Origin of the sequence: Xanthobacter sp. NM-25 (genome assembly GCF_022138605.1) — a bacterium.
In the GTDB taxonomy this organism is placed as follows: Bacteria; Pseudomonadota; Alphaproteobacteria; order Rhizobiales; family Xanthobacteraceae; genus Xanthobacter.
On record NZ_JACBFS010000001.1, the window covers coordinates 1,202,409 to 1,221,393 of the forward strand.

The window sequence follows — 18,985 nt, forward strand, 5'->3', positions numbered from 1 at the left end:
CTTCGTTAGTGAACGAATCGTCGCCCGGCCGCCGCCGGGCCGGAGACATGCCGTTGCGTCCCTTTCTCGCCGCTTTTTGCACTGTCGCGGTCGCCTTGATCCTGGCGGCGCTGCTCCTGCCCGTGGAGCGCGCCCAGGCCCTGGAGCCCGTCGCCATCCGGCTCGACGCGAAAGTGACGGACCTCGCCCCGGCGGTGGAACGCGAGACCACCGAGAATGGCCGCTTCCAGCTCTCCACGGCGCCGGATTCCGAAGGCGTGGTGCGGCGGATCGAAGTGCAGACCACCGACGGGCGCCAGCACGCCGAGTGGATCGCCTTCGCACTCACCAACAATACGGACGAGCAGGTGGACCGCCTCATCGTCGCCCCCCATTACCGCATGGTGGGCTCGGGCCTGTTCTGGCCGGATCTCGGCAACCGCCGCATCGTCTCGCTCACCCCCAGCCAGGGCTTCAAGCCCGAGCGGCAGAACGCGCCTGACGCCGACGTCTTCCTGGTGACGCTCGATCCCGGCTCCACCGTCACCTTCATCGCCGAACTGGGCAGCTCCACGGTGCCGCAGCTCTATCTGTGGGAGCCCGATGCCTACAAGGACCGGGTGAACGCCTTCACCCTCTACCACGGCATCGTCATCGGCATCGCCGGCCTGTTGGCCCTGTTCCTCACCATCCTGTTCGTGGTGAAGGGTTCGGTGATGTTCCCGGCGGCGGCGGCGCTGGCGTGGGCGGTGCTGGGCTATATCGGCCTCGATTTCGCCTTCTGGTCCAAGGTGTTCGGGCTGTCCCCGGTGGCCGAGCAATTCTGGCGCGCCGCCGGTGAGGCGATCCTCACCGCCACCCTGCTGGTGTTCCTGTTCGCCTATCTCAATCTCAACCGCTGGCACGTGCGCTATGTGCATGTGGCGGCCGGCTGGCTCACCTTCCTCGCCGCGCTGGTGGTGGTGGCGCTCCTGGATGCGCCGGTGGCCGCCGGCGTGGCCCGCCTGTCGCTGCTGGCGGTGGCGGTGGCCGGCTTCGGCATCGTGCTGTGGCTGTCCCAGCATGGCTATGACCGGGCCGTGCTCATCATTCCCACCTGGGGCCTGTTGCTGGTGTGGGTGCTCATGGCCGGGCTCACCATCGCCGGTGTGATTTCCAACGAGCTCGCCGCCCCGGCCCTCTCCGGTGGCCTGGTGCTGATCGTGATGCTGATCGGCTTCACCGTGATGCAGCACGCCTTCGCCGGCATCGGCGGCATCCAGGGCTCCACCTCGGAACTGGAGCGCCGTGCCCTGGCGCTGGCCGGCTCGGGCCTCATCGTCTGGGATTGGGATGTGGACACCGACCGCATCTACACCTCGCCCGAGGCGGAAGAAGCCCTGGGCCTGAAGCGTCATTCCCTGGAGACCGAGGCCGCCGGCTGGCTGGAGGTGCTGCACCCCGCCGACCGCGACCGCTTCCGCGCCACCCTCGACGGCATCATCGACCAGCGTCGCGGCCGTATCGACCAGGACTTCCGCCTCAAGGCCATCGACGGCCATTACCTCACCTTCAACCTGAAGGCCCGCCCGGTGGTGGGGGCCGATGGCGAGGTGGTGCGCTGCGTCGGCACCCTGTTCGACGTCACCGGCGAGCGCATCGCCGCCGAACGGCTGCTGCACGACGCGGTGCGCGACAATCTCACCGGCCTGCCCAACCGCGAACTGTTCCTCGACCGGCTGGACCAGGCCCTCACCCTCGCCCGCCTCGATTCCAAGGTGAAGCCGACGGTGATGGTGATCGACCTCGATCGCTTCAAGCAGATCAACATGCAGGTGGGCATGGCGGTGGCGGATTCCATCCTGCTCACCGTCTCGCGCCGGCTGATGCGGCTGCTGAAGCCGCAGGACACCCTGGCCCGCATCGCCGGCGACCAGTTCGGCCTCATCCTGATGTCGGAGCGCGACGCCGAGCGCATCACCACCTTCGCCGACACCCTGCGCCGCTCCCTGCGCGCGCCCATCTCGTTCGCCGAGAAGGAAGTGTTCGTCACCGCGTCCATCGGACTGGTGCTGTCGGGACCGGAGCTCGGCAAGCGCGATGACGTGCTGAAAGATGCGGAGCTCGCCATGTATTACGGCAAGCGCATCGGCGGCGACCGCATCGAGGTGTTCCGCCCGGCCATGCGCCAGCAGAAGATCGACCGCGTGGCGCTGGAGACCGAGCTGCGCGAGGCCCTCGACAAGGGCGAGATCTTCGTGCGCTATCAGCCGGTGGTGCGGCTGGGCGATCGTGCCATCGGCGGCTTCGAGGCCTATATGCGCTGGAACCATCCGCGCCTGGGCGAGCTGGCCGCCTCCGAATTCCTGACACTGGCGGAAGACAGCGGCCTCATCCTCGATCTCGGCCTGTTCGTGCTGGAGCGGGCGGCGAGCCAGCTCGCCCTCTGGCAGCGCATGCTGCGGGTGGACCCGCCGCTGTTCGTGCAGGTGAACGTGTCGTCGCGGCAGCTCTTGCGGCACGATCTCATCCAGGACCTCAAATCGGTGCTCACCCGCAATCAGCTGGCCCCGAGCTCGCTCAAGCTGGAGATCACCGAGACCCTGGTGATGGAGAATCCGGAATATGCCGCGGTGCTGCTGGGCCGCGTGCGCGAACTGGGGGCCGGTCTGATCCTGGACGATTTCGGCACCGGCTATTCCTCCCTCGCCTATCTGCAGCGTTTCCCCTTCGACACCATCAAGATCGACCAGCGGTTCGTGCGCGACACCGCCAAGGGGCCGGCCCGGGCGGCCCGCCCGGTGATCGTCAACTCCATGGTGGAGCTCGCCCACCAATTGGGCATGGACGTGATCGCCGAGGGCATCGAGCGCGAGAGCGAGATCGCCGAGATGGCGCATTTCGGCTGCGAATACGCCCAGGGCGTGGTGTTCGGCGAGCCGCTCACCGCCGATGAATGCCGGGTGCTGATCGAACCCGCCCCGGCCGAGCCCAAGAAGAAGAAGCGCGCCTCCGGCGAGTGAGGGTCGGCACGGGCCACCCGCCACGCGCTGCAATCACGGCTCCTCGACCTCAGGCGTGCCCGGCCTCGCTGGAGAGCATGGCGGGGTCGATGCCCAGCTTTTTCAGGGCGGCGTCATAGCGCCCCTCGATGGCCCGTCCGAAGATCAGGTCCTGATCCGCCGGGCAGTTCAGCCAGCCATTGGCCTGGATCTCGGCTTCCAGCTGCCCCGGCGCCCAACCGGCATAGCCCAGCGCCAGCACCGCGCTGCGTGGCCCGCTGCCGCCGGCGATGGCCTTGAGGATGTCCAGGGTGGCGGTGAGGCAGATACCGTCATCGATGGGCAAAGTGGAATTCTCGACGAAATAATCCGCCGAATGCAGCACGAAGCCGCGGCCCGTCTCCACCGGCCCGCCCTTCAGCACCTTGACGGCACCGGCGCTCTTGGGCAGCAGGATGCGATCGGCCGCCGGCACCACATCGAGCTGCACCAGAAGGTCGGTGAAATCGATATGGCTCGCCAGCTGGTTGACGATGATGCCCATGGCGCCTTCCGCCGAATGGGCACAGACATAGACGAGGCTGCGCGCGAACTGATCGTCCCGCAAGGTCGGCATGGCGATCAGCATTTGCCCATCGAGGAAGCGCGAGCCGCCAGTCGGGGGGATGGGGGTATCGGTCGCGATCATGGGTCGAGGGTACCGCGCCTCGTGGCGTTTGGGAATGGAGCGGACGCCGGGCCGCGCCCTCACAGCCGCGCCGCGGCAGCCCTGGTCCCAATGGCTCACGCCCTTGTGCGCGCCCCGGCTTTGCACCGCAGCGGCAAAACCGGTACCGGCAGAGACATGATCGCTCCGCATTCCACTCGTGCCCGCCGGCGGCCGAAAGCGCCCTGGACCACCGCCCTGCTGGCGCTTTCCGCGCTGCTGATGGGCGCGGCGCTATCGGTGGCGCAGGCCGAGCCAAGCAGCGTGACCCTGCCGGGCGTCACCGTCCGCCTCTTCAATGGGGGGGGCACTGCCGACACCCGCGACGTGGGGCTGGAGCTACAGCTGCAAACCCATTGGAAGACCTATTGGCGCTACCCGGGCGACAGCGGCGTGCCGCCGATGCTGGCCTTCGAGCAATCGGAAAACGTGGCCGACGTGGCGGTGGGCTGGCCGGCACCGCGCCGCTTCGCCGATGGCGCCGGCGGCTTTTCCATCGGCTACAAGGGCACGGTGGTGCTGCCGCTGACGGTGACCCTCAAGGACCCCAGCCAGCCGGCAAAGCTGGTGTTGGGATTGGATTTCGCTGTCTGCGAGGCCCTGTGCATGCCGGCCACCGCCGATCTGACCCTCGACCTAGCCGCCGAGCCCGACCCGGGCGCCGCCGCGCGCATCGCCGCCGCCCGCGCCAGGATCCCCGAGCCGCAGGCGGTGGGTGTGGCGGGCACGCCGCAGATCGTCTCGGCGCGCCTGGACACGGGCGCGACGCCGCCGCAGCTGGTGGTGGATGCGCGCGACGTCACCCCCAAGGCCGACCTGTTCGCGGAGGGGCCGGACCATCATTGGGCGCTGCCGCTGCCACAGAAGGTCGCCCTCGCCGATGGGCTGGTGCGCTTCACCCTGCCGCTGGAAGGCGTGCCGCCGGACGCCGCGCTGCCGGGCGCGGTCCTCACCCTCACGCTGGTGGACATGCCGCGCTCGGTCACCGCGCCCTGGACGATTCCTGCGCCGTGAAGGGGCGCCAAAGGCGCTTTTCTCCTCCGTAAAACCACGTATTGTCCGCACGCGGTCGCTTGGGGCCGCTTTGCCGCGGAGAATGCCATGACCATTTCGGTCGGCGATAAGCTGCCTTCTGCCACCTTTCGTGTGATGACCACCGATGGGCCGGTGCAGAAGACCACCGACGAGATCTTCAAGGGCAAGCGCGTGGTGCTGTTCGCGGTGCCGGGCGCCTTCACCCCCACCTGCCACAAGAATCACCTGCCCGGCTATGTGGCCGAGGCGGAGGCCATCAAGGCCAAGGGCATCGACACCATCGCGGTGGTGGCGGTGAACGATCCGTTCGTGATGGGCGCCTGGGAAAACGCCTCCGGCGCGGCGGGCAAGATCGTGTTTCTGGCCGATGCCGACGCCAGCTTCGCCAAGGCCCTGGACCTCACCTTCGACGGATCGGGCGCCGGCCTCGGCGTGCGCTCCAAGCGCTATTCCATGATCGTCGAGGATGGCGTCGTGAAGACGCTGAACATCGAGGAGACCCCCGGCAAGGCGGACGTCTCCAGCGCCGCGGCGATGCTCGCCCAGCTCTGAGCCGCGCGGAACCATGCGGGCCGCCAGACGGGCGGCCCGCTTTTTCAAGCGATGATGTCGGGGAACAGCTGATCCTCGATATGCGTGATGCGATCCTTGAGCTGCAGCTTGCGCTTCTTCAGCCGCTGCACCTGGAGCACATCGGACCCGGTCACGCCGGTCAGGGCCTCGATGGCCGCGTCAAGGTCGCGATGCTCCTGTCTCAAGCGCTCCAGAAGAAGCTTGAGGTCCCGTTCCTCGTCACTGGTCATGCACCCATCCGTCGCAACACGGCCCCCACGAACGCGACACGCCCCTGAAGGGTTGGAGCCGCAGCCTCATGGCCGCGGCCGCGCGCCTCGCCAAGCCTTCACCATTTCCGCCCCACTCCGGCGCTGACCGCGCCGCACCTCACGCAGCTGTGTCCTCCAGCCGTCGGCCGCGCCAGTCGCCCGGCCGCCGCGGGTCCACGCCGCGGCGCCCGGCGCCGCCCCCGTTCACACCACTAGAGTTCCCCGTGGGACCGCCTGCCGCAAGCCCCTTCCTTCATCCTCGACTATGGCACGGGCTTTTTGCGCTGCAAGATAAGTTGCCGCGCCGCTCGCAAGAAAGGTGGTCGACTCAGTGTCAACTCCGTGACACACTTCCTGGCGTGATGCAGACAGGGAGTGGCTCAGCATGTCCATCCAGTCGCACCTTTCGGAGTTGAAGCGTCGCCACGCGGCTCTCGATCAGGAGCTCGCCCGCGAACTCGCCTCCCCCGCCAAGGACTCTGTCCGAGTGGCGGAAATCAAGCGCAAGAAGCTTGTTCTGAAAGACCAAATGAGCCGCCTGGGCGGTGCAACCACCCTCCATTGATGCGCCCGCAGGGCCTGTGACCGACGTCGGGAATGTCCCGGCGGCGGAAGCAGGGATGCGGCTGAAGCCTGGCGCGTGACGCAGCTTCGGCGGCGGTTCGATTTGTCGTATTTACGACAATGCCGTTCCTGATCTGCGGCTTCGGAACGCACACCCTTTGCGTTCCGGCGCCGGTGGCTTTAATCGGGCGTCATGGCCCCTCCGCTGATCCTGCTGCAAGACATCCACCTGCGCTTCGGCGCCACCCCTCTTCTCGATGGGGCGGACCTGTCCGTCTCGGCGGGTGACCGCGTGTGCCTGGTCGGCCGCAATGGCTCGGGCAAGTCCACGCTGCTGAAGGTTGCGGCGGGTCTGATGGCGCCCGATGACGGGACGCGCTTCTTTCAGCCCGGCGCCACCGTGCGCTATCTGCCGCAGGAGCCGGATTTTGCTGGCTTCGCGACCACCCTCGCCTATGTCGAGGCCGGCCTCGGCCCCGGTGACGACGCCTACCGCGCCCAATATCTCCTGGAGCAGCTCGGCCTGAGCGGCCAGGAAGATCCCGCCCACCTTTCGGGCGGGGAGGCGCGGCGGGCGGCGCTGGCGCGCGTCATCGCCCCCGAACCGGACGTGCTGCTGCTCGACGAGCCCACCAACCATCTCGATCTGCCAGCCATCGAATGGCTGGAAAGCGAGCTGAGGGGGCTCAAGTCCGCCATCGTGCTCATCAGCCATGACCGGCGCTTCCTGGAAAACCTCTCCCGCGCCACCATCTGGCTCGATCGCGGCCAGACCCGCCGGCTCGACCAGGGCTTCGCCGGCTTCGAGGCCTGGCGCGACAGCGTGCTGGAACAGGAAGAGACCGAGCGCCACAAGCTCGACCGCAAGATCGTCGCCGAGCTGGACTGGCTGCGCTATGGCGTCACCGCCCGCCGCAAGCGCAACGTGCGCCGGCTTGGCCTCTTGCAATCCATGCGCAAGGACCGGCGCGAAGAGCGCAAGGCCCAGGGTAACGTCAAGATCACCGTCACCGAGGCGGAAACCTCCGGCAAGGTGGTGATCGAGGCCAAGGGCATCAGCAAGGCCTATGACGGCACGCCGGTGGTGACGGACTTTTCCACCCGCATCCTGCGCGGCGACCGCATCGGCATCGTCGGCCCCAATGGCGCCGGCAAGACCACCCTCATCAAGCTGCTCACCGGCGAGATCCGGCCGGATTCCGGCACCGTCAAGCTCGGCACCAACCTCGAGATCGCCTCGCTCGACCAGAAAAGGGCGGCGCTGGCCCCCACCACCACTTTGCGCGATGCCCTGACCGGCGGCGGCTCCGACACCGTGATGGTGGGCGGCACCCCCAAGCACGTCATGGGCTATCTCAAGGACTTCCTGTTCAGCCCGGAGCAGGCCAACACGCCCCTGTCGGTCCTCTCCGGCGGCGAGCGCGGCCGGCTCATGCTGGCCCGGGCGCTGGCCCTGCCCTCCAACGTGCTGGTGCTGGACGAGCCCACCAACGACCTCGACCTCGAAACCCTCGACCTGCTGCAGGAGATGGTGGCCGATTATCCCGGCACGGTGATCCTGGTCAGCCATGACCGCGACTTCCTGGACCGCACCGTCACCAGCGTGATCATGGCCGAGGGCGCCGGGGTGTTCCGCGAATATGCCGGCGGCTATTCCGACATGCTGACCCAGCGCGGCCGTGGCGTGGAGGCGAAGGCCAAGGCATCGGCCCCTGTGGGCAAGGCCGACAGCTCTGCGAAAGGCGAGGCGGCCGCCAAGCCGCAGGCCAAGAAGCGCCTATCCTTCCATGAGCAGCACGCCCTCAAGACGCTGCCGGAGACCATGGAGAAGCTGAAGAAGGAGCTGGAGAAGCTGGCCGCGGCGCTGGCCGATCCGCAGCTCTATGCCCGCGATCCGGCCAAGTTCGAGGCCACCTCCGCCGCCCTCGCCAAGACCCAGGGCCAGCTCGATGCGGCCGAGGAGGAATGGCTGCGGCTGGAGATCCTGCGCGAGGAACTGGAAGGCTGAGGCGTCAGCCCGCCCGCCGCGCCAACAGGCGGGCGGCGCCCCGCCAGAGGGCGAGGACCCCGTACCGCAAGGCGAAGCCGACCCGGCCGATGGCCGCCTCCACGGCGGCATCGGTGGGCGCGCGGGGACGATCGTAGAGCCACAGGCGCGCCAGCACCACGATCAACACCACCAGCACACCGGAAAACACCACATCAGTAAAGAAGTGGCCGCCGAAGCCGATGCGCAGGCCGCCGGCCGCCGCCCCGAACAGCACCGCCGCGCCCAGCGCTACCGCCCCGAGCGGACCGGGCACCAGGCTGGCCGGCGCCGTCATCCAGAAGCCCAGCGCACCTTCGCCGGAAACGAAGGAGCAATTGCCCGGGCAGGCGCCGGAATTGTCATACCAGGGCATGAAGGTGTCCTTGCCCCCGAAATCGTCCACATGCACGGGCCGCGGCCGGCCCCACTCCTGCTTGAGGATGCCGTTGACCACGAGGCCGGGACCGAGCGCCATGGTCAGCGCCAGCAGCACCGCCGCCCGCGCCGGCATGAACATGCGCTGGTCGGGAAACAGCAGCTTCAGCACCAGCGCGGCGAACGCCGGCACGGCGAAGATCCAGGGAATATAGTTGCCCCACGCGCGCAAGGTCTGGGCCCAAGGCTGGCGCGCCAGGGCGAAATGGCGCCGCGACGCATCCCAGAACAGCTCGGTGATGGCGAGATCCCATTGCGGGAACACGGTGAACAAAATCGCCACCGCGGCGCCGATCACCAGCATGAAGAACAGCACCCACCTCACCGCATCACCCGCACGTCATCTCTCCGCAACGCTCGCCGGATCGCGCGTGAGAGCCGCGTTTTCCGTGCATGCTTGATTCACACCCTTGCCCCACCCGGGTCGGCGGCCGCACATTTGGCCGCGCGATGTACAAGGAGGATCATGTCATGGCCAGGGCCACACTCGATTTCTATTACGAGTTCGCCTCGCCATATTCCTATCTCACCGCGGCCCGCATCGCCGCTCTGGCCGAGGCGCATGGGGTGGTGGTGCACTGGAAGCCGTTCCTGCTGGGCCCCATCTTCGCCGCCCAGGGGTACACGACCTCGCCCTTCAACGTCTATCCCATCAAGGGTGCGCACATGTGGCGCGACATGGATCGCCTGGCCGCCCGCGCCGGCCTGCCGCCCATCACCCGGCCCCAGCCGTTTCCCGCCAACGGCCTGCTGGCGGCCCGGGTGGCGCTCTATCTCAACGAGGCCTCGCGGCCGGCCTTCACCCGCGGCGTCTTCCATGCCGAGTTCGCCGAGGGCCGCGACATCTCCGATCGCGCCACCATCAGCCAGGTGCTGGGCGGGCTCGGCCACTTCTGTGACGGGCAGCTGATCGACGAGGCGCAGTCGCCGGCCGCCAAGGAGCGGCTGCGCGCCCAAACCGAGGAAGCCAGGGCCCGCGGCATCTTCGGCGCCCCCAGCTTCATCACCGCCGACGGAGAGCTGTTCTGGGGCAATGACCGACTGGAGATGGCGCTGGAGCACGCCCACACCCTGGCTGCGGCCGCCTGAGGTCCGCGCGCACATCTTTTGCCGGCTTCGACGTCGCAGGCGGGGTGTTTGCGGCCGCCGGCTCTGCTATATGCCGCGCGGCGGGCCGCCCGTGTCCGCCCGCCTTCTTTCCCGCGACCCGAGAGGCTCAGCCGACCATGGCGAATGTTACCGCTTTTCCGGACAAGGCCACCATTGCCGAGCAGACCGCGCGGATGCTCCTCGAAGTGGAGGCCGTGCGCTTTTCGTCCGGCGAGCCGTTCATCTTCACCTCCGGCTGGGCGAGCCCGGTCTATATCGACTGCCGCCGCCTCATCTCCTTCCCCCGCGTGCGCCAGACCCTGGTGGATTTCGGCATCTCCACCATCTATCGCGACATCGGCTATGAGCAGATCGACGCGGTGGCCGGCGGCGAGACCGCGGGCATTCCGTTCGCCGCCTGGGTGGCGGACCGGATGATGCTGCCCATGCAGTATGTGCGCAAGAAGCCCAAGGGCTTCGGCCGCAACGCCCAGATCGAGGGCCACCTCGCCCCCGGCCAGCGCATCCTCCTGGTGGAGGACCTCACCACCGACGGCCGCAGCAAGGTGAATTTCGTCAACGCCCTGCGCACCGCGGGCGCCGACTGCAATCACTGCTTTGTCTTCTTCTATTACGACATCTTCTCGGAGGCCGCCGGCATCCTGGACGAGGCCGGCCTCAGCCTGCACCGGCTCGCCACCTGGTGGGACATCCTGGCGGAAGTGAAGCGCTCCAACCGCTTCGAGAACGCTCAGGTGGGCCAGATCGAGGCGTTCCTGCACGATCCCCACAGCTGGTCCAAGGCCCACGGAGGCACCGCCGTCAGCGGCGAATGAGATGATGGACCTTTATGCCCTCGCGCGGCCGCTGCTGCGTTTCATCACGCCGGAGCAGGCGCACGGCCTCGCCATCAAGGCGCTGCGGCGCGGCCTCGCGCCCCGGCTGGCCCGGCCGGATGATCCGGTGCTGGCCACGCGGCTGTGGGGCATCGACTTCCCCAACCCCATCGGCCTCGCCGCCGGCTTCGACAAGGATGCCGAGGTGGCGGACCAGGTGCTGAAGCTCGGCTTCGGCTTCGTGGAGGCGGGCACGGTCACGCCGCGGCCACAGCCGGGCAATCCCAAGCCCCGGCTGTTCCGGCTCGATGCGGATGAAGGGGTCATCAACCGGTTCGGCTTCAATAGCCAGGGCCTCGCCCCGTTTGTGTCGCGCCTGGGGCAGCGGCGGGCGGCGGGCGCCACCGGCATCGTCGGCGCCAATGTGGGGAAGAACAAGGAGAGCGAGGACGCCATCGAGGACTATGTGCTCGGCGTCTCCGCCACCTGCCGGCTGGCCGACTACCTGGTGTGCAACATCTCCTCGCCCAACACCCCGGGTCTGCGCTCCCTGCAGGCGCGCAGCGAGATGTCGGCCCTGCTGACCCAGGTGCTGTCGGTGCGCGATGCCTCCATTCCCGACCCCGCCGGGCGGCCCCCGCTGCTGGTGAAGGTGGCGCCCGATCTCGACGACGCAGGCTTGGCCGACGTGGCCGAAGTGGCGCTCACCACCGGCGTCGACGGCATCGTCATGGGCAACACCACCCTGTCGCGCCCGGCCAGCCTCAAGAGCCCGGACAAGGGCGAGACCGGCGGCCTCTCCGGCAAGCCGCTGATGGCGCTTTCCACCGAGCGGCTGGCGGCGCTCGCCCGATTGGTGGACGGCCGCCTGCCGCTGATCGGCGCGGGCGGGGTCGCTTCCGGCGCCGATGCCTATGCCAAGATCCGCGCCGGCGCGAGCCTGGTGCAGCTCTATTCGTCGCTGGTGTTCCACGGTCCCGGCCTCGTCAACCGGGTGAAGGCCGAGCTTGCCGCGTGCCTGAAGGCCGACGGCTTTGCGCATGTGAGCGATGCCGTGGGCGCAGACGTGCGTTGAACACCGCGCCGCCCTCGCGGGTCCATCCGCGGCAGCCGGTCCCGAAGGACCGGCCGTAGCGCCTCACGCCCCCGGCGCGCGCTTGGCGAGCAGATCACGGATTTCCGTGAGCAGCACCTCGGTCTTGGAGGGCGCCGCCGGAGCCGCCTCGTGCTTGCGACGCAGGCCGTTGAGGGTGCGCACCACCAGGAACAGCACGGCCGCGACGATCACGAAATTGATGGCGATGGTGATGAAGGCGCCGTAGGCCAGCACCGCGCCCTGTTTCTTGGCGTCCGCCAGATTCTCGGCCGTGACCGATTTCGCCAGTGGAATGAAGTAGTTGGAAAAATCGAGGCCGCCGGTGACCGCGCCGATCACCGGCATGAAGACATCACCCACCAGCGAGCTGACGATATTGCCGAAGGCGGCACCGATGATCACGCCGACGGCGAGATCCACCACATTGCCCCGGACGGCGAATTCCTGAAATTCCTTCAAAATCCCCATGGACCAACTCCCAGCATGCGCCCCGAATGGCGTTCGCGGTGGAGAATCACCGCGTCGCGACATCTGACCTCAACCGCCCCCAGGGGACAAGAATGGCCCCCGTGCGGGTGCTGGCCACCCGTTCCCCGCGCTGCGCCGCGCCTCGATGACGCCGATGGCCGCCTTGCGTTGCGCCTTCTTCGCGGCCGTGACGCTTTCATGACTTTGAGTGCGCCCGTGCGTATGTTAGGGAGTGCCCGCCCCCGATCTCGAACTCGGCTTCGGGGGCGGGCCGCAGGGCCCGGTGGAAACGACCCTCACGGGCAGCAAGGCGATTAAGCTCTGAAAATGGCAGAACGGCAGACCAGCTTCGGGTATGAGGATCTCCTCGCATGTGGACGTGGCGAGCTGTTCGGGCCAGGGAACGCGCAACTGCCGCTGCCGCCCATGCTCATGTTCGACCGCATTTCCGAGATTTCCGAGACCGGCGGTGAATTCGGCAAGGGCATGGTGCGCGCCGAGCTCGACGTGAACCCCGACCTGTGGTTCTTCGACTGCCACTTCAAGGGCGACCCGGTGATGCCCGGCTGCCTCGGCCTCGATGCCATGTGGCAGCTGGTGGGCTTTTTCCTCGGCTGGCTCGGCTCGTCCGGTCGCGGCCGCGCCCTGGGCCTGGGTGAGCTGAAGTTCACCGGGCAGGTTCTGCCCGGCGTCAAGAAGGTGGTCTACGGCGTCGATTTCAAGCGCGTGATGCGCTCGAAGCTGGTGCTCGGCATCGCCGACGGCTGGCTGGCCGCCGATGGCGAGATCATCTATCGCGCCAAGGATCTGAAAGTGGGCCTGTTCCAGGCCGAAGCAGCACCGGGAGCGGCCGGCGCCTGACAAGGCGCTGCCACGATCCGATGTCACAGTGCCGGTGACGGCGGGCGCCTTGATGCAAGGCGGGACCCGCCATTCACGGGTGGAGCCGGGCCCTCTGCGCTCCCCGCACGACGCCACAGCGCAGGCTGGCCGGCGCCGGTCACGGCGGGGGAGAGGGTCTGTTTCGAGCGTTCCAATGGGGATATGACATGCGCCGCGTCGTCGTCACCGGGATGGGCATCGTCTCGTCCATCGGCAACACCACGCAGGAGGTGCTCGCCAGCCTGCGCGAGGCCAAGAGCGGCATCACCTTCGCGGAAGACTATGCCAAGCTCGGCTTCCGCTCCCAGGTGCAGGGCGCCCCGACCCTGAACGCCGAAGAGGTGGTGGACCGCCGCGCCATGCGCTTCCACGGCGGCGGCACCGCCTGGAATCACGTGGCCATGGATCAGGCCATCCGCGACGCCGGCCTTGAAGCGAACGAGATTTCCAACGAGCGCACCGGCCTCATCATGGGCTCGGGTGGCTCCTCCACCAAGACCATCGTGGATGCCGCCGACATCGCCCGTGAGAAGGGTCCCAAGCGGGTGGGCCCGTTCGCGGTGCCCAAGGCCATGGCCTCCACCGCCTCGGCGACGCTCTCCACCTGGTTCAAGATCAAGGGCCCGAGCTATTCCATCTCGGCCGCCTGCGCCACCACCAACATCTGCATCGGCAACGCCTACGAGATGATCCAGTACGGCAAGCAGGACATCGTTTTTGCCGGTGGCTGCGAGGACCTGCACTGGACCTTGTCGGTGCTGTTCGACGGCATGGGCGCCATGTCCTCGGCCTATAACGACCGGCCGCAGGTGGCCTCGCGCGCCTATGACAAGAATCGCGACGGCTTCGTCATCTCCGGCGGCGCCGGGGTGCTGGTGCTGGAAGAACTGGAGCACGCCAAGGCGCGCGGCGCCCGCATCTATGCGGAAATCGCCGGCTATGGCGCGTCCTCCGACGGCGCCGACATGGTGGCGCCCTCCGGCGAGGGCGCCGAGCGCGCCATGAAGCTGGCCATGAGCTCCATCAAGGCGCCCATCGACTATATCAACCCGCACGCCACCTCGACCCCGATCGGCGATCTGAAGGAGATCGAGGCCATCCGCGCGGTGTTTGGCGACACCTGCCCGCCCATCTCGGCCACCAAGTCGCTGACGGGCCATTCCCAGGGCGCCACCGGCGTGCACGAGGCCATCTATTCCATCCTGATGATGCAGAACGGCTTCATCTGCGAGAGCGCCAATATCGAGGAGATCGATCCGGCCTTCGCGGACATGCCCATCGTGCGCAAGCGGATCGACAATGTGAACCTCGGCCATGTGCTCTCCAACGGCTTCGGCTTCGGCGGCACCAATGCGAGCCTCGTCATCAAGCACGTGGATGCCTGAGCGTGGCCGTTGCCCGCACACGCTTTGTCATGATTGGTCGTGAACGGTGAGTTGAAGGGCGTGGCGCGGCGGCCGAAGGTCTGTTATCGGCTGACCAGAACAATCGCGCGGCAACCGCGGCACGCCGCCGCAGTGTCCGCTTTCCCGAATGCCCTTGCGGCATGCGCGGGAGGGACATCGCCGGCGATAACGCGGTGCGCGGGTCGCCGCGAACAGGAATGATCACGCTCAAGGGTGGGTGATGCAGGAGCTGATGACAGGCAAGCGCGGCCTCGTGATGGGTGTCGCCAACGATCACTCCATCGCCTGGGGCATCGCCAAGGCGCTGGCGACACAGGGCGCGGAACTCGCCTTCACCTATCAGGGTGAAGGCATGGCCAAGCGGGTGCGGCCCCTGGCCGAGAGCCTCGGCTCGTCGATCCTGCTGCCTTGCGACGTGGAAGACCTCGCCAGCGTGGACGCGGTGTTCGACACGCTGAAGGAAAAATGGGGGTCGATCGACTTCCTGGTGCATGCGGTGGCCTTCTCCGACAAGTCGGAGCTCAAGGGCCGCTATGCGGACACCAGCCGCGAGAATTTCTCGCGCACCATGGTGATCTCCTGCTTCTCCCTCACCGAGATCGCCAAGCGCGCATCAGCGCTGATGCCCCATGGCGGCTCCATCATCACCCTCACCTATGGTGGCTCCACCCGGGTGATGCCCAATTACAATGTGATGGGTGTGGCTAAGGCGGCGCTGGAAGCCTCCGTGCGCTATCTCGCCGCCGATTACGGCCCGGCGGGCATCCGCGTGAACGCCATCTCCGCCGGCCCGGTGCGGACCCTGGCGGGCGCCGGCATCGCCGATGCGCGGCTGATGTTCAACTATCAGAAGCGCCACGCGCCGCTGCGCCGCACGGTGACCATTGAGGAAGTGGGCAACTCCGCCCTGTATCTGCTCTCCGACCTCTCCACCGGTGTCACCGGCGAGGTGCATTTCGTGGATTCGGGCTACAACATCATCTCCATGCCCCATCCCGACGTGCTCAAGACCCAGGAAGACGCCGAGGCCAAGCTCGCCGCCGAAGAACCGGTGAAGGCGGCCGAATAGGCGGTGCTTTCCGCCCTGGAGCGCCCCGCCCGCGATCTTGACCCACCGGCCGGGCGCCGGCGATGCTGCGTGCGCATGACTTTGGTACCTGAACCTGGTTCATGACCATGTCAGGACCTGCGGCGGGGAATGGCATGCCTTCACTGGCGGTATCGGCGCTGGTCTTCATCAGCCTCTTGGCCGGCGCCGGCCTCGGCATGTGGGGCGCGCGGCGGCTACGGGCCGAGCATCTGTCCAAGGAGACCCAGGAGGCGGTCAAGCTGGGGGTGGGCATGGTGGCGGCCATGTCCTCGCTCATCCTGGGGCTGATGACAGCCTCTGTGAAGGGCAATTTCGACGCCACCAGCCGCGACGTCCAGCAGTTCGCCACCACCCTCATCACCCTTGATGTTTCCCTGCGGGCCTATGGTCCCGGCGCCGGCGACGCGCGCCAGGCGCTGCGCGCCTATACCCACCACGCGCTCGAAGAAACCTGGCCGGATGACCCCGGCGTGCGCAGCCAGGTGCAGAGCGGCACCTCGGAGCAGCTGATGCTGGACCTTGGCCGGCGGGTGCGGGCGCTCACCCCCACCGACGCGGACCAGACGGAGCTCAAGGCGGAGGCGATCACCGGCTTTCAGACCATTTCCGCGCTGCGCTGGAACGTCATCGCCGAAAGCGAGACGGTGGTTCCACCGGTCTTCATCGCCGTCCTGATCGCCTGGCTCACCCTCATCTTTGTGAGCTTCGGGCTGTTCGCCCCCATCAACCGGGTCTCGCTGGTGATGTTCGTGCTGTGCTCGGCCTCGCTGGCGGGCGCCCTGTTCCTGATCCTGGAACTGGGTGGGCCGTTCGAGGGCGTCATCAAGGTGCCGGCCACCGCCATGCGGACGGCCCTCGCCCACATGAGCAGCTGACCCGGTGGTGGGCATTCGGCCATGGGAATGTTGCAGCGCAACTTTAGAATAGATACAAACACGTCGCTCGCGCCACCGGCGCCACCACAGGAGTAGAGGCATGAGCCGCAGGACCCTTTGGGTGGCCGCGACCAGCGTGCTCGTCGGCATCGTGGTGCTGGGCCTCAAGACCCTGGCCTGGTGGGTCACCGGCTCGGTGGCGCTGCTGTCCGATGCGCTCGAGAGCATCATCAACGTGGCCGCCTCGCTCGGCGCGCTCGTCGCGCTCCAGATCTCGGCGCGGCCTGCCGACGACAACCATCAATTCGGGCATTACAAGGCGGAGTATTTCTCGGCAGTGGCCGAGGGCGTGCTGGTCATGCTGGCGGCCTTCACCATCCTGCGTGAGGCCTACGGCGGCTTCATGAACCCCCGCCTGCCGGATCAGCCGTTCCTCGGCATGGTGTTCAACGGCCTCGCCACGGTGCTCAATGCCATCTGGTGCTGGGTGCTGCTGCGTGAGGGCAAGGCGCATCGCTCACCGGCCCTGATCGCGGACGGCAAGCACCTGCTGTCGGACGTGATCACCTCGGTGGGCGTGCTGGCGGGCTTCGTGCTGGTGCCGCTCACCGGCTGGCCGCGGCTCGATCCGGCCATCGCCGCCCTGGTGGCCCTGAATGTGCTCTGGATGGGCTGGGGCCTGATGCGCGAATCCGTGGGCGGATTGATGGACGAGGCGGCGCCGGCGGATGTGGTGGCCCGCATCCGCGAGTTGGTCTCCAGCCACGCCCAGGGGGCGCTGGAGGTGCACGACCTGCGCACCCGGCATGCCGGCCGCATGACCTTCGTGGAATTCCACCTTGTTGTGCCCGGCGACATGACGGTGGCGGCCGCCCATGCCATCTGCGACCGGATCGAGACCGCCTTCGCCGAGGACATGAAGGACGCGCTGCTCACCATTCACGTGGAGCCGGAGGCGGAAGCCAAGCTGCACGGCGTGGTGGTGCTCTGAACGCGCCGCCGGCCTACCGTCTCAAGCGCCCTTGGGGCGGAATGCCGTAACCACCTGCGGATCCGTCTCCAGCCGCGCGGCACCGATGAGATCCAGGCAATAGGGGATGGCGGGAAACACCGCCGCCAGGCACACGGCGATGGAGGCCGGCTTGCCGGGCAGATTGACGATCAGCGTCTTGCCCCGCACCCCGGCTTCCTGCCGCGACAGAATGGCGGTGGGCACCTCATTGAGGGAGATCCGCCGCATCTGCTCGCCGAAGCCGGCCAGCGGCTTGTGGATTACCGCCGCCATGGCTTCGGGAGTCAGGTCGCGCGGGCTGGGGCCGGTGCCGCCGGTGGTGCAGATGAGGTCCAGCCCCTCCCCGTCGCACATGTCGATCAGGGTGTCGCGCACGCTTTCAAACCCATCGGGAATGATGCGGTAATCGACGCTCCACGGGCTGGTCAGCGCCGCCCGCAACCACGCTTCGATGGCCGGTCCGCTCTTGTCCTCATAGGTGCCCTGGCTGGCCCGATCCGAGATGGTGACGATGCCGATGCGTGCCGTTGCCATGCAGGCGATCCTCTTTCCGCAGCTTGGGGAGACATATGCCACGCTTGTCTGGCCACCTCCACCCTGGCGCCCCCCGTGCGTCCGGGCAGCGATCCGGCGGATGCCGCCGCGCATTTTAATTGCGTCTGGCCGATGACACCGTATTTATGCGGATATAGCTTTTCTGTGTCGTTTTTTCCGCTCCTTTTCCCATCCGGACATCTCCATGTCGGAGTTTCTCACCACACGCGAGCTGGCCGCGCTGCTGCGCGTCAAGGAACGCAAGGTTTATGACCTGGTGGCCTCGCACACCCTCCCGGTGCGCCGTGTCACCGGCAAGCTGCTGTTTCCGCGCAAGGAAATCGAGGCCTGGCTGGGCGCCGGCACCCGCGGCAGCGCCGCCGAGGAGGCGGGCGAGGCGGTGGAGGCCAGCCGCCCGCTGGTCGTTGCCGGCGGCCACGACCCGCTTCTGGAATGGGCGCTGCGCGAGTCCCGCTCGGGGATCGCCGCCTTTCTCGACGGCACGCTGGATGGCCTCGCCCGGGCGGCGGCGGGGACCTGCATCGCCGCCGGCCTGCACATGCCCGATGGCGACGGCTGGAACATTTCCCAGGTGGAACATCAATTCGGCCACGAGCCGTGGGTTCTGCTGGAATGGACGCGGCGCAGCCGCGGCCTGATCTGCCGCGCCGATCTGCGCCGCCCGCCCAGCCGCCTCAAGGAGGCCCGCGGCCTGCGCTTTCAGCTGCGCCAGCCGGAAGCAGGCAGCGAGCTGGTCTTGGACCGGCTGCTGCAGCGGGAAGGACTGAGCCGCGCCGACCTCCTGCCGGTGGACACGGTGGAGCGCTCCGAAACCGACCTCGCCATGGCCATCGCCACCGGGCGGGCCGATGTGGGGCTCGGCATCGAGGCGGCGGCGCGCCAGTTCAATCTCGATTTCGTGCCCCTGCAGGAGGAACGCTTCGATCTGCTGGTCTGGCGGCAGGCCTATTTCGAGCCGTCCTTCCAGAAATTCGTCACCTTCTGCCGGGCCCCCGCCCTTGCCGCCCGGGCCGAGGCCCTGGGCGGCTATGATGTCTCCGGCTTCGGAAGCGTGCATTTCAACGGACACTGAGCCTCGCGCGTGGGCGCCCTCACAGAGCGCATTCATCACGCCCCCTCATCA

Annotated in this window: 19 protein-coding genes; 14 read left to right on the plus strand and 5 right to left on the minus strand. The window is 67.7% G+C overall.

All coding sequences use genetic code 11. From position 1 onward, the window contains the following. Window positions 1-47 precede the first annotated feature (47 nt). A complete protein-coding gene (locus MEU52_RS05445) occupies window positions 48-2,981 on the plus strand; it encodes an EAL domain-containing protein (protein ID WP_238119386.1) in 2,934 nt (977 codons plus the stop codon). Between the two features lie 49 nt (window positions 2,982-3,030). Here the strand turns inward: MEU52_RS05445 and MEU52_RS05450 are convergent, their stop codons facing one another. Beyond that, entirely contained in the window at window positions 3,031-3,648 is a 618-nt protein-coding gene (locus MEU52_RS05450) for a YqgE/AlgH family protein (protein ID WP_238119385.1), read from the minus strand. A 156-nt stretch (window positions 3,649-3,804) separates the two neighbouring features. On the opposite strand from MEU52_RS05450, the gene MEU52_RS05455 reads away from it, so the two are divergent. Both MEU52_RS05455 and MEU52_RS05460 read left to right on the plus strand, forming a co-directional pair. Next, a complete protein-coding gene (locus MEU52_RS05455; protein ID WP_238119382.1) occupies window positions 3,805-4,680 on the plus strand; it encodes a protein-disulfide reductase DsbD domain-containing protein in 876 nt (291 codons plus the stop codon). 87 nt (window positions 4,681-4,767) lie between these two features. Continuing rightward, on the plus strand, window positions 4,768-5,253 hold the full coding sequence (locus tag MEU52_RS05460) for a peroxiredoxin (RefSeq protein ID WP_238119380.1): 486 nt from the start codon (window positions 4,768-4,770) through the stop codon (window positions 5,251-5,253). Between the two features lie 44 nt (window positions 5,254-5,297). Here MEU52_RS05460 and MEU52_RS05465 read toward each other — a convergent pair whose 3' ends face one another. After that, window positions 5,298-5,504, minus strand: coding sequence for a YdcH family protein (locus MEU52_RS05465; RefSeq protein WP_238119379.1), 207 nt, complete (start codon window positions 5,502-5,504; stop codon window positions 5,298-5,300). A 406-nt stretch (window positions 5,505-5,910) separates the two neighbouring features. Between MEU52_RS05465 and MEU52_RS05470 the strand changes: the two genes are divergently transcribed. Next, entirely contained in the window at window positions 5,911-6,090 is a 180-nt protein-coding gene (locus tag MEU52_RS05470) for a YdcH family protein (RefSeq protein WP_238119377.1), read from the plus strand. Window positions 6,091-6,282: 192 nt separating this feature from the next. Then, window positions 6,283-8,097, plus strand: coding sequence for an ABC-F family ATP-binding cassette domain-containing protein (locus tag MEU52_RS05475; protein ID WP_238119368.1), 1,815 nt, complete (start codon window positions 6,283-6,285; stop codon window positions 8,095-8,097). A 4-nt stretch (window positions 8,098-8,101) separates the two neighbouring features. Here the strand turns inward: MEU52_RS05475 and MEU52_RS05480 are convergent, their stop codons facing one another. After that, complete coding sequence (locus tag MEU52_RS05480; protein ID WP_238119358.1) at window positions 8,102-8,869, minus strand: phosphatase PAP2 family protein; 768 nt, start codon at window positions 8,867-8,869, stop codon at window positions 8,102-8,104. Between the two features lie 155 nt (window positions 8,870-9,024). On the opposite strand from MEU52_RS05480, the gene MEU52_RS05485 reads away from it, so the two are divergent. From MEU52_RS05485 to MEU52_RS05495, 3 genes are all read left to right on the plus strand, one after another. Further along, window positions 9,025-9,642: a 2-hydroxychromene-2-carboxylate isomerase gene (locus MEU52_RS05485; protein WP_238119356.1), complete on the plus strand. Its 618-nt coding sequence runs from the start codon at window positions 9,025-9,027 to the stop codon at window positions 9,640-9,642. 137 nt (window positions 9,643-9,779) lie between these two features. Further along, on the plus strand, window positions 9,780-10,478 hold the full coding sequence (locus MEU52_RS05490) for an orotate phosphoribosyltransferase (RefSeq protein WP_238119354.1): 699 nt from the start codon (window positions 9,780-9,782) through the stop codon (window positions 10,476-10,478). A gap of 4 nt (window positions 10,479-10,482) precedes the next feature. Next, window positions 10,483-11,553, plus strand: coding sequence for a quinone-dependent dihydroorotate dehydrogenase (locus MEU52_RS05495; RefSeq protein WP_238120279.1), 1,071 nt, complete (start codon window positions 10,483-10,485; stop codon window positions 11,551-11,553). A gap of 63 nt (window positions 11,554-11,616) precedes the next feature. Here the strand turns inward: MEU52_RS05495 and mscL are convergent, their stop codons facing one another. After that, window positions 11,617-12,036: a large conductance mechanosensitive channel protein MscL gene (gene mscL / locus MEU52_RS05500; RefSeq protein ID WP_238120277.1), complete on the minus strand. Its 420-nt coding sequence runs from the start codon at window positions 12,034-12,036 to the stop codon at window positions 11,617-11,619. A gap of 333 nt (window positions 12,037-12,369) precedes the next feature. Between mscL and fabA the strand changes: the two genes are divergently transcribed. The 5 genes from fabA (at window position 12,370) to MEU52_RS05525 (ending at window position 17,286) form a co-directional block, all read left to right on the plus strand. Next, window positions 12,370-12,903 (plus strand): 3-hydroxyacyl-[acyl-carrier-protein] dehydratase FabA, encoded by a 534-nt coding sequence (fabA, locus tag MEU52_RS05505; RefSeq protein WP_238119352.1) that lies wholly within the window; start codon window positions 12,370-12,372, stop codon window positions 12,901-12,903. Between the two features lie 188 nt (window positions 12,904-13,091). Next, window positions 13,092-14,309, plus strand: a complete 1,218-nt coding sequence (gene fabB, locus MEU52_RS05510; protein WP_238119350.1) for a beta-ketoacyl-ACP synthase I — start codon at window positions 13,092-13,094, stop codon at window positions 14,307-14,309. 241 nt (window positions 14,310-14,550) lie between these two features. Continuing rightward, the gene (gene fabI, locus MEU52_RS05515; protein ID WP_238119348.1) at window positions 14,551-15,399 is read left to right on the plus strand and encodes an enoyl-ACP reductase FabI; all 849 of its coding nucleotides are present in this window, start codon (window positions 14,551-14,553) and stop codon (window positions 15,397-15,399) included. Between the two features lie 134 nt (window positions 15,400-15,533). Beyond that, window positions 15,534-16,295: a bestrophin-like domain gene (locus tag MEU52_RS05520; RefSeq protein ID WP_238119346.1), complete on the plus strand. Its 762-nt coding sequence runs from the start codon at window positions 15,534-15,536 to the stop codon at window positions 16,293-16,295. Window positions 16,296-16,395: 100 nt separating this feature from the next. Beyond that, complete coding sequence (locus MEU52_RS05525) at window positions 16,396-17,286, plus strand: cation diffusion facilitator family transporter (RefSeq protein ID WP_238119338.1); 891 nt, start codon at window positions 16,396-16,398, stop codon at window positions 17,284-17,286. 21 nt (window positions 17,287-17,307) lie between these two features. Here the strand turns inward: MEU52_RS05525 and mog are convergent, their stop codons facing one another. Next, window positions 17,308-17,841, minus strand: a complete 534-nt coding sequence (gene mog, locus MEU52_RS05530; protein ID WP_238119336.1) for a molybdopterin adenylyltransferase — start codon at window positions 17,839-17,841, stop codon at window positions 17,308-17,310. Between the two features lie 205 nt (window positions 17,842-18,046). Here mog and MEU52_RS05535 point away from each other — a divergent pair, with 205 nt between their 5' ends. Beyond that, window positions 18,047-18,934 carry a helix-turn-helix transcriptional regulator gene (locus MEU52_RS05535; RefSeq protein ID WP_238119334.1) on the plus strand — a complete coding sequence of 296 codons (888 nt, stop codon included), beginning with the start codon at window positions 18,047-18,049 and terminating at the stop codon, window positions 18,932-18,934. The last annotated feature ends 51 nt before the right edge of the window (window positions 18,935-18,985 follow it).

Coding starts and splice junctions, on each gene's coding strand:
- MEU52_RS05445 (WP_238119386.1), top strand. CDS start 48: ATGCCGTTGCGTCCCTTTCTCGCCGCTTTTTGCACTGTCGCGGTCGCC.
- MEU52_RS05450 (WP_238119385.1), bottom strand. CDS start 3,648: ATGATCGCGACCGATACCCCCATCCCCCCGACTGGCGGCTCGCGCTTC.
- MEU52_RS05455 (WP_238119382.1), top strand. CDS start 3,805: ATGATCGCTCCGCATTCCACTCGTGCCCGCCGGCGGCCGAAAGCGCCC.
- MEU52_RS05460 (WP_238119380.1), top strand. CDS start 4,768: ATGACCATTTCGGTCGGCGATAAGCTGCCTTCTGCCACCTTTCGTGTG.
- MEU52_RS05465 (WP_238119379.1), bottom strand. CDS start 5,504: ATGACCAGTGACGAGGAACGGGACCTCAAGCTTCTTCTGGAGCGCTTG.
- MEU52_RS05470 (WP_238119377.1), top strand. CDS start 5,911: ATGTCCATCCAGTCGCACCTTTCGGAGTTGAAGCGTCGCCACGCGGCT.
- MEU52_RS05475 (WP_238119368.1), top strand. CDS start 6,283: ATGGCCCCTCCGCTGATCCTGCTGCAAGACATCCACCTGCGCTTCGGC.
- MEU52_RS05485 (WP_238119356.1), top strand. CDS start 9,025: ATGGCCAGGGCCACACTCGATTTCTATTACGAGTTCGCCTCGCCATAT.
- MEU52_RS05490 (WP_238119354.1), top strand. CDS start 9,780: ATGGCGAATGTTACCGCTTTTCCGGACAAGGCCACCATTGCCGAGCAG.
- MEU52_RS05495 (WP_238120279.1), top strand. CDS start 10,483: ATGGACCTTTATGCCCTCGCGCGGCCGCTGCTGCGTTTCATCACGCCG.
- fabA (WP_238119352.1), top strand. CDS start 12,370: ATGGCAGAACGGCAGACCAGCTTCGGGTATGAGGATCTCCTCGCATGT.
- fabB (WP_238119350.1), top strand. CDS start 13,092: ATGCGCCGCGTCGTCGTCACCGGGATGGGCATCGTCTCGTCCATCGGC.
- fabI (WP_238119348.1), top strand. CDS start 14,551: ATGCAGGAGCTGATGACAGGCAAGCGCGGCCTCGTGATGGGTGTCGCC.
- MEU52_RS05520 (WP_238119346.1), top strand. CDS start 15,534: ATGCCTTCACTGGCGGTATCGGCGCTGGTCTTCATCAGCCTCTTGGCC.
- MEU52_RS05525 (WP_238119338.1), top strand. CDS start 16,396: ATGAGCCGCAGGACCCTTTGGGTGGCCGCGACCAGCGTGCTCGTCGGC.
- mog (WP_238119336.1), bottom strand. CDS start 17,841: ATGGCAACGGCACGCATCGGCATCGTCACCATCTCGGATCGGGCCAGC.
- MEU52_RS05535 (WP_238119334.1), top strand. CDS start 18,047: ATGTCGGAGTTTCTCACCACACGCGAGCTGGCCGCGCTGCTGCGCGTC.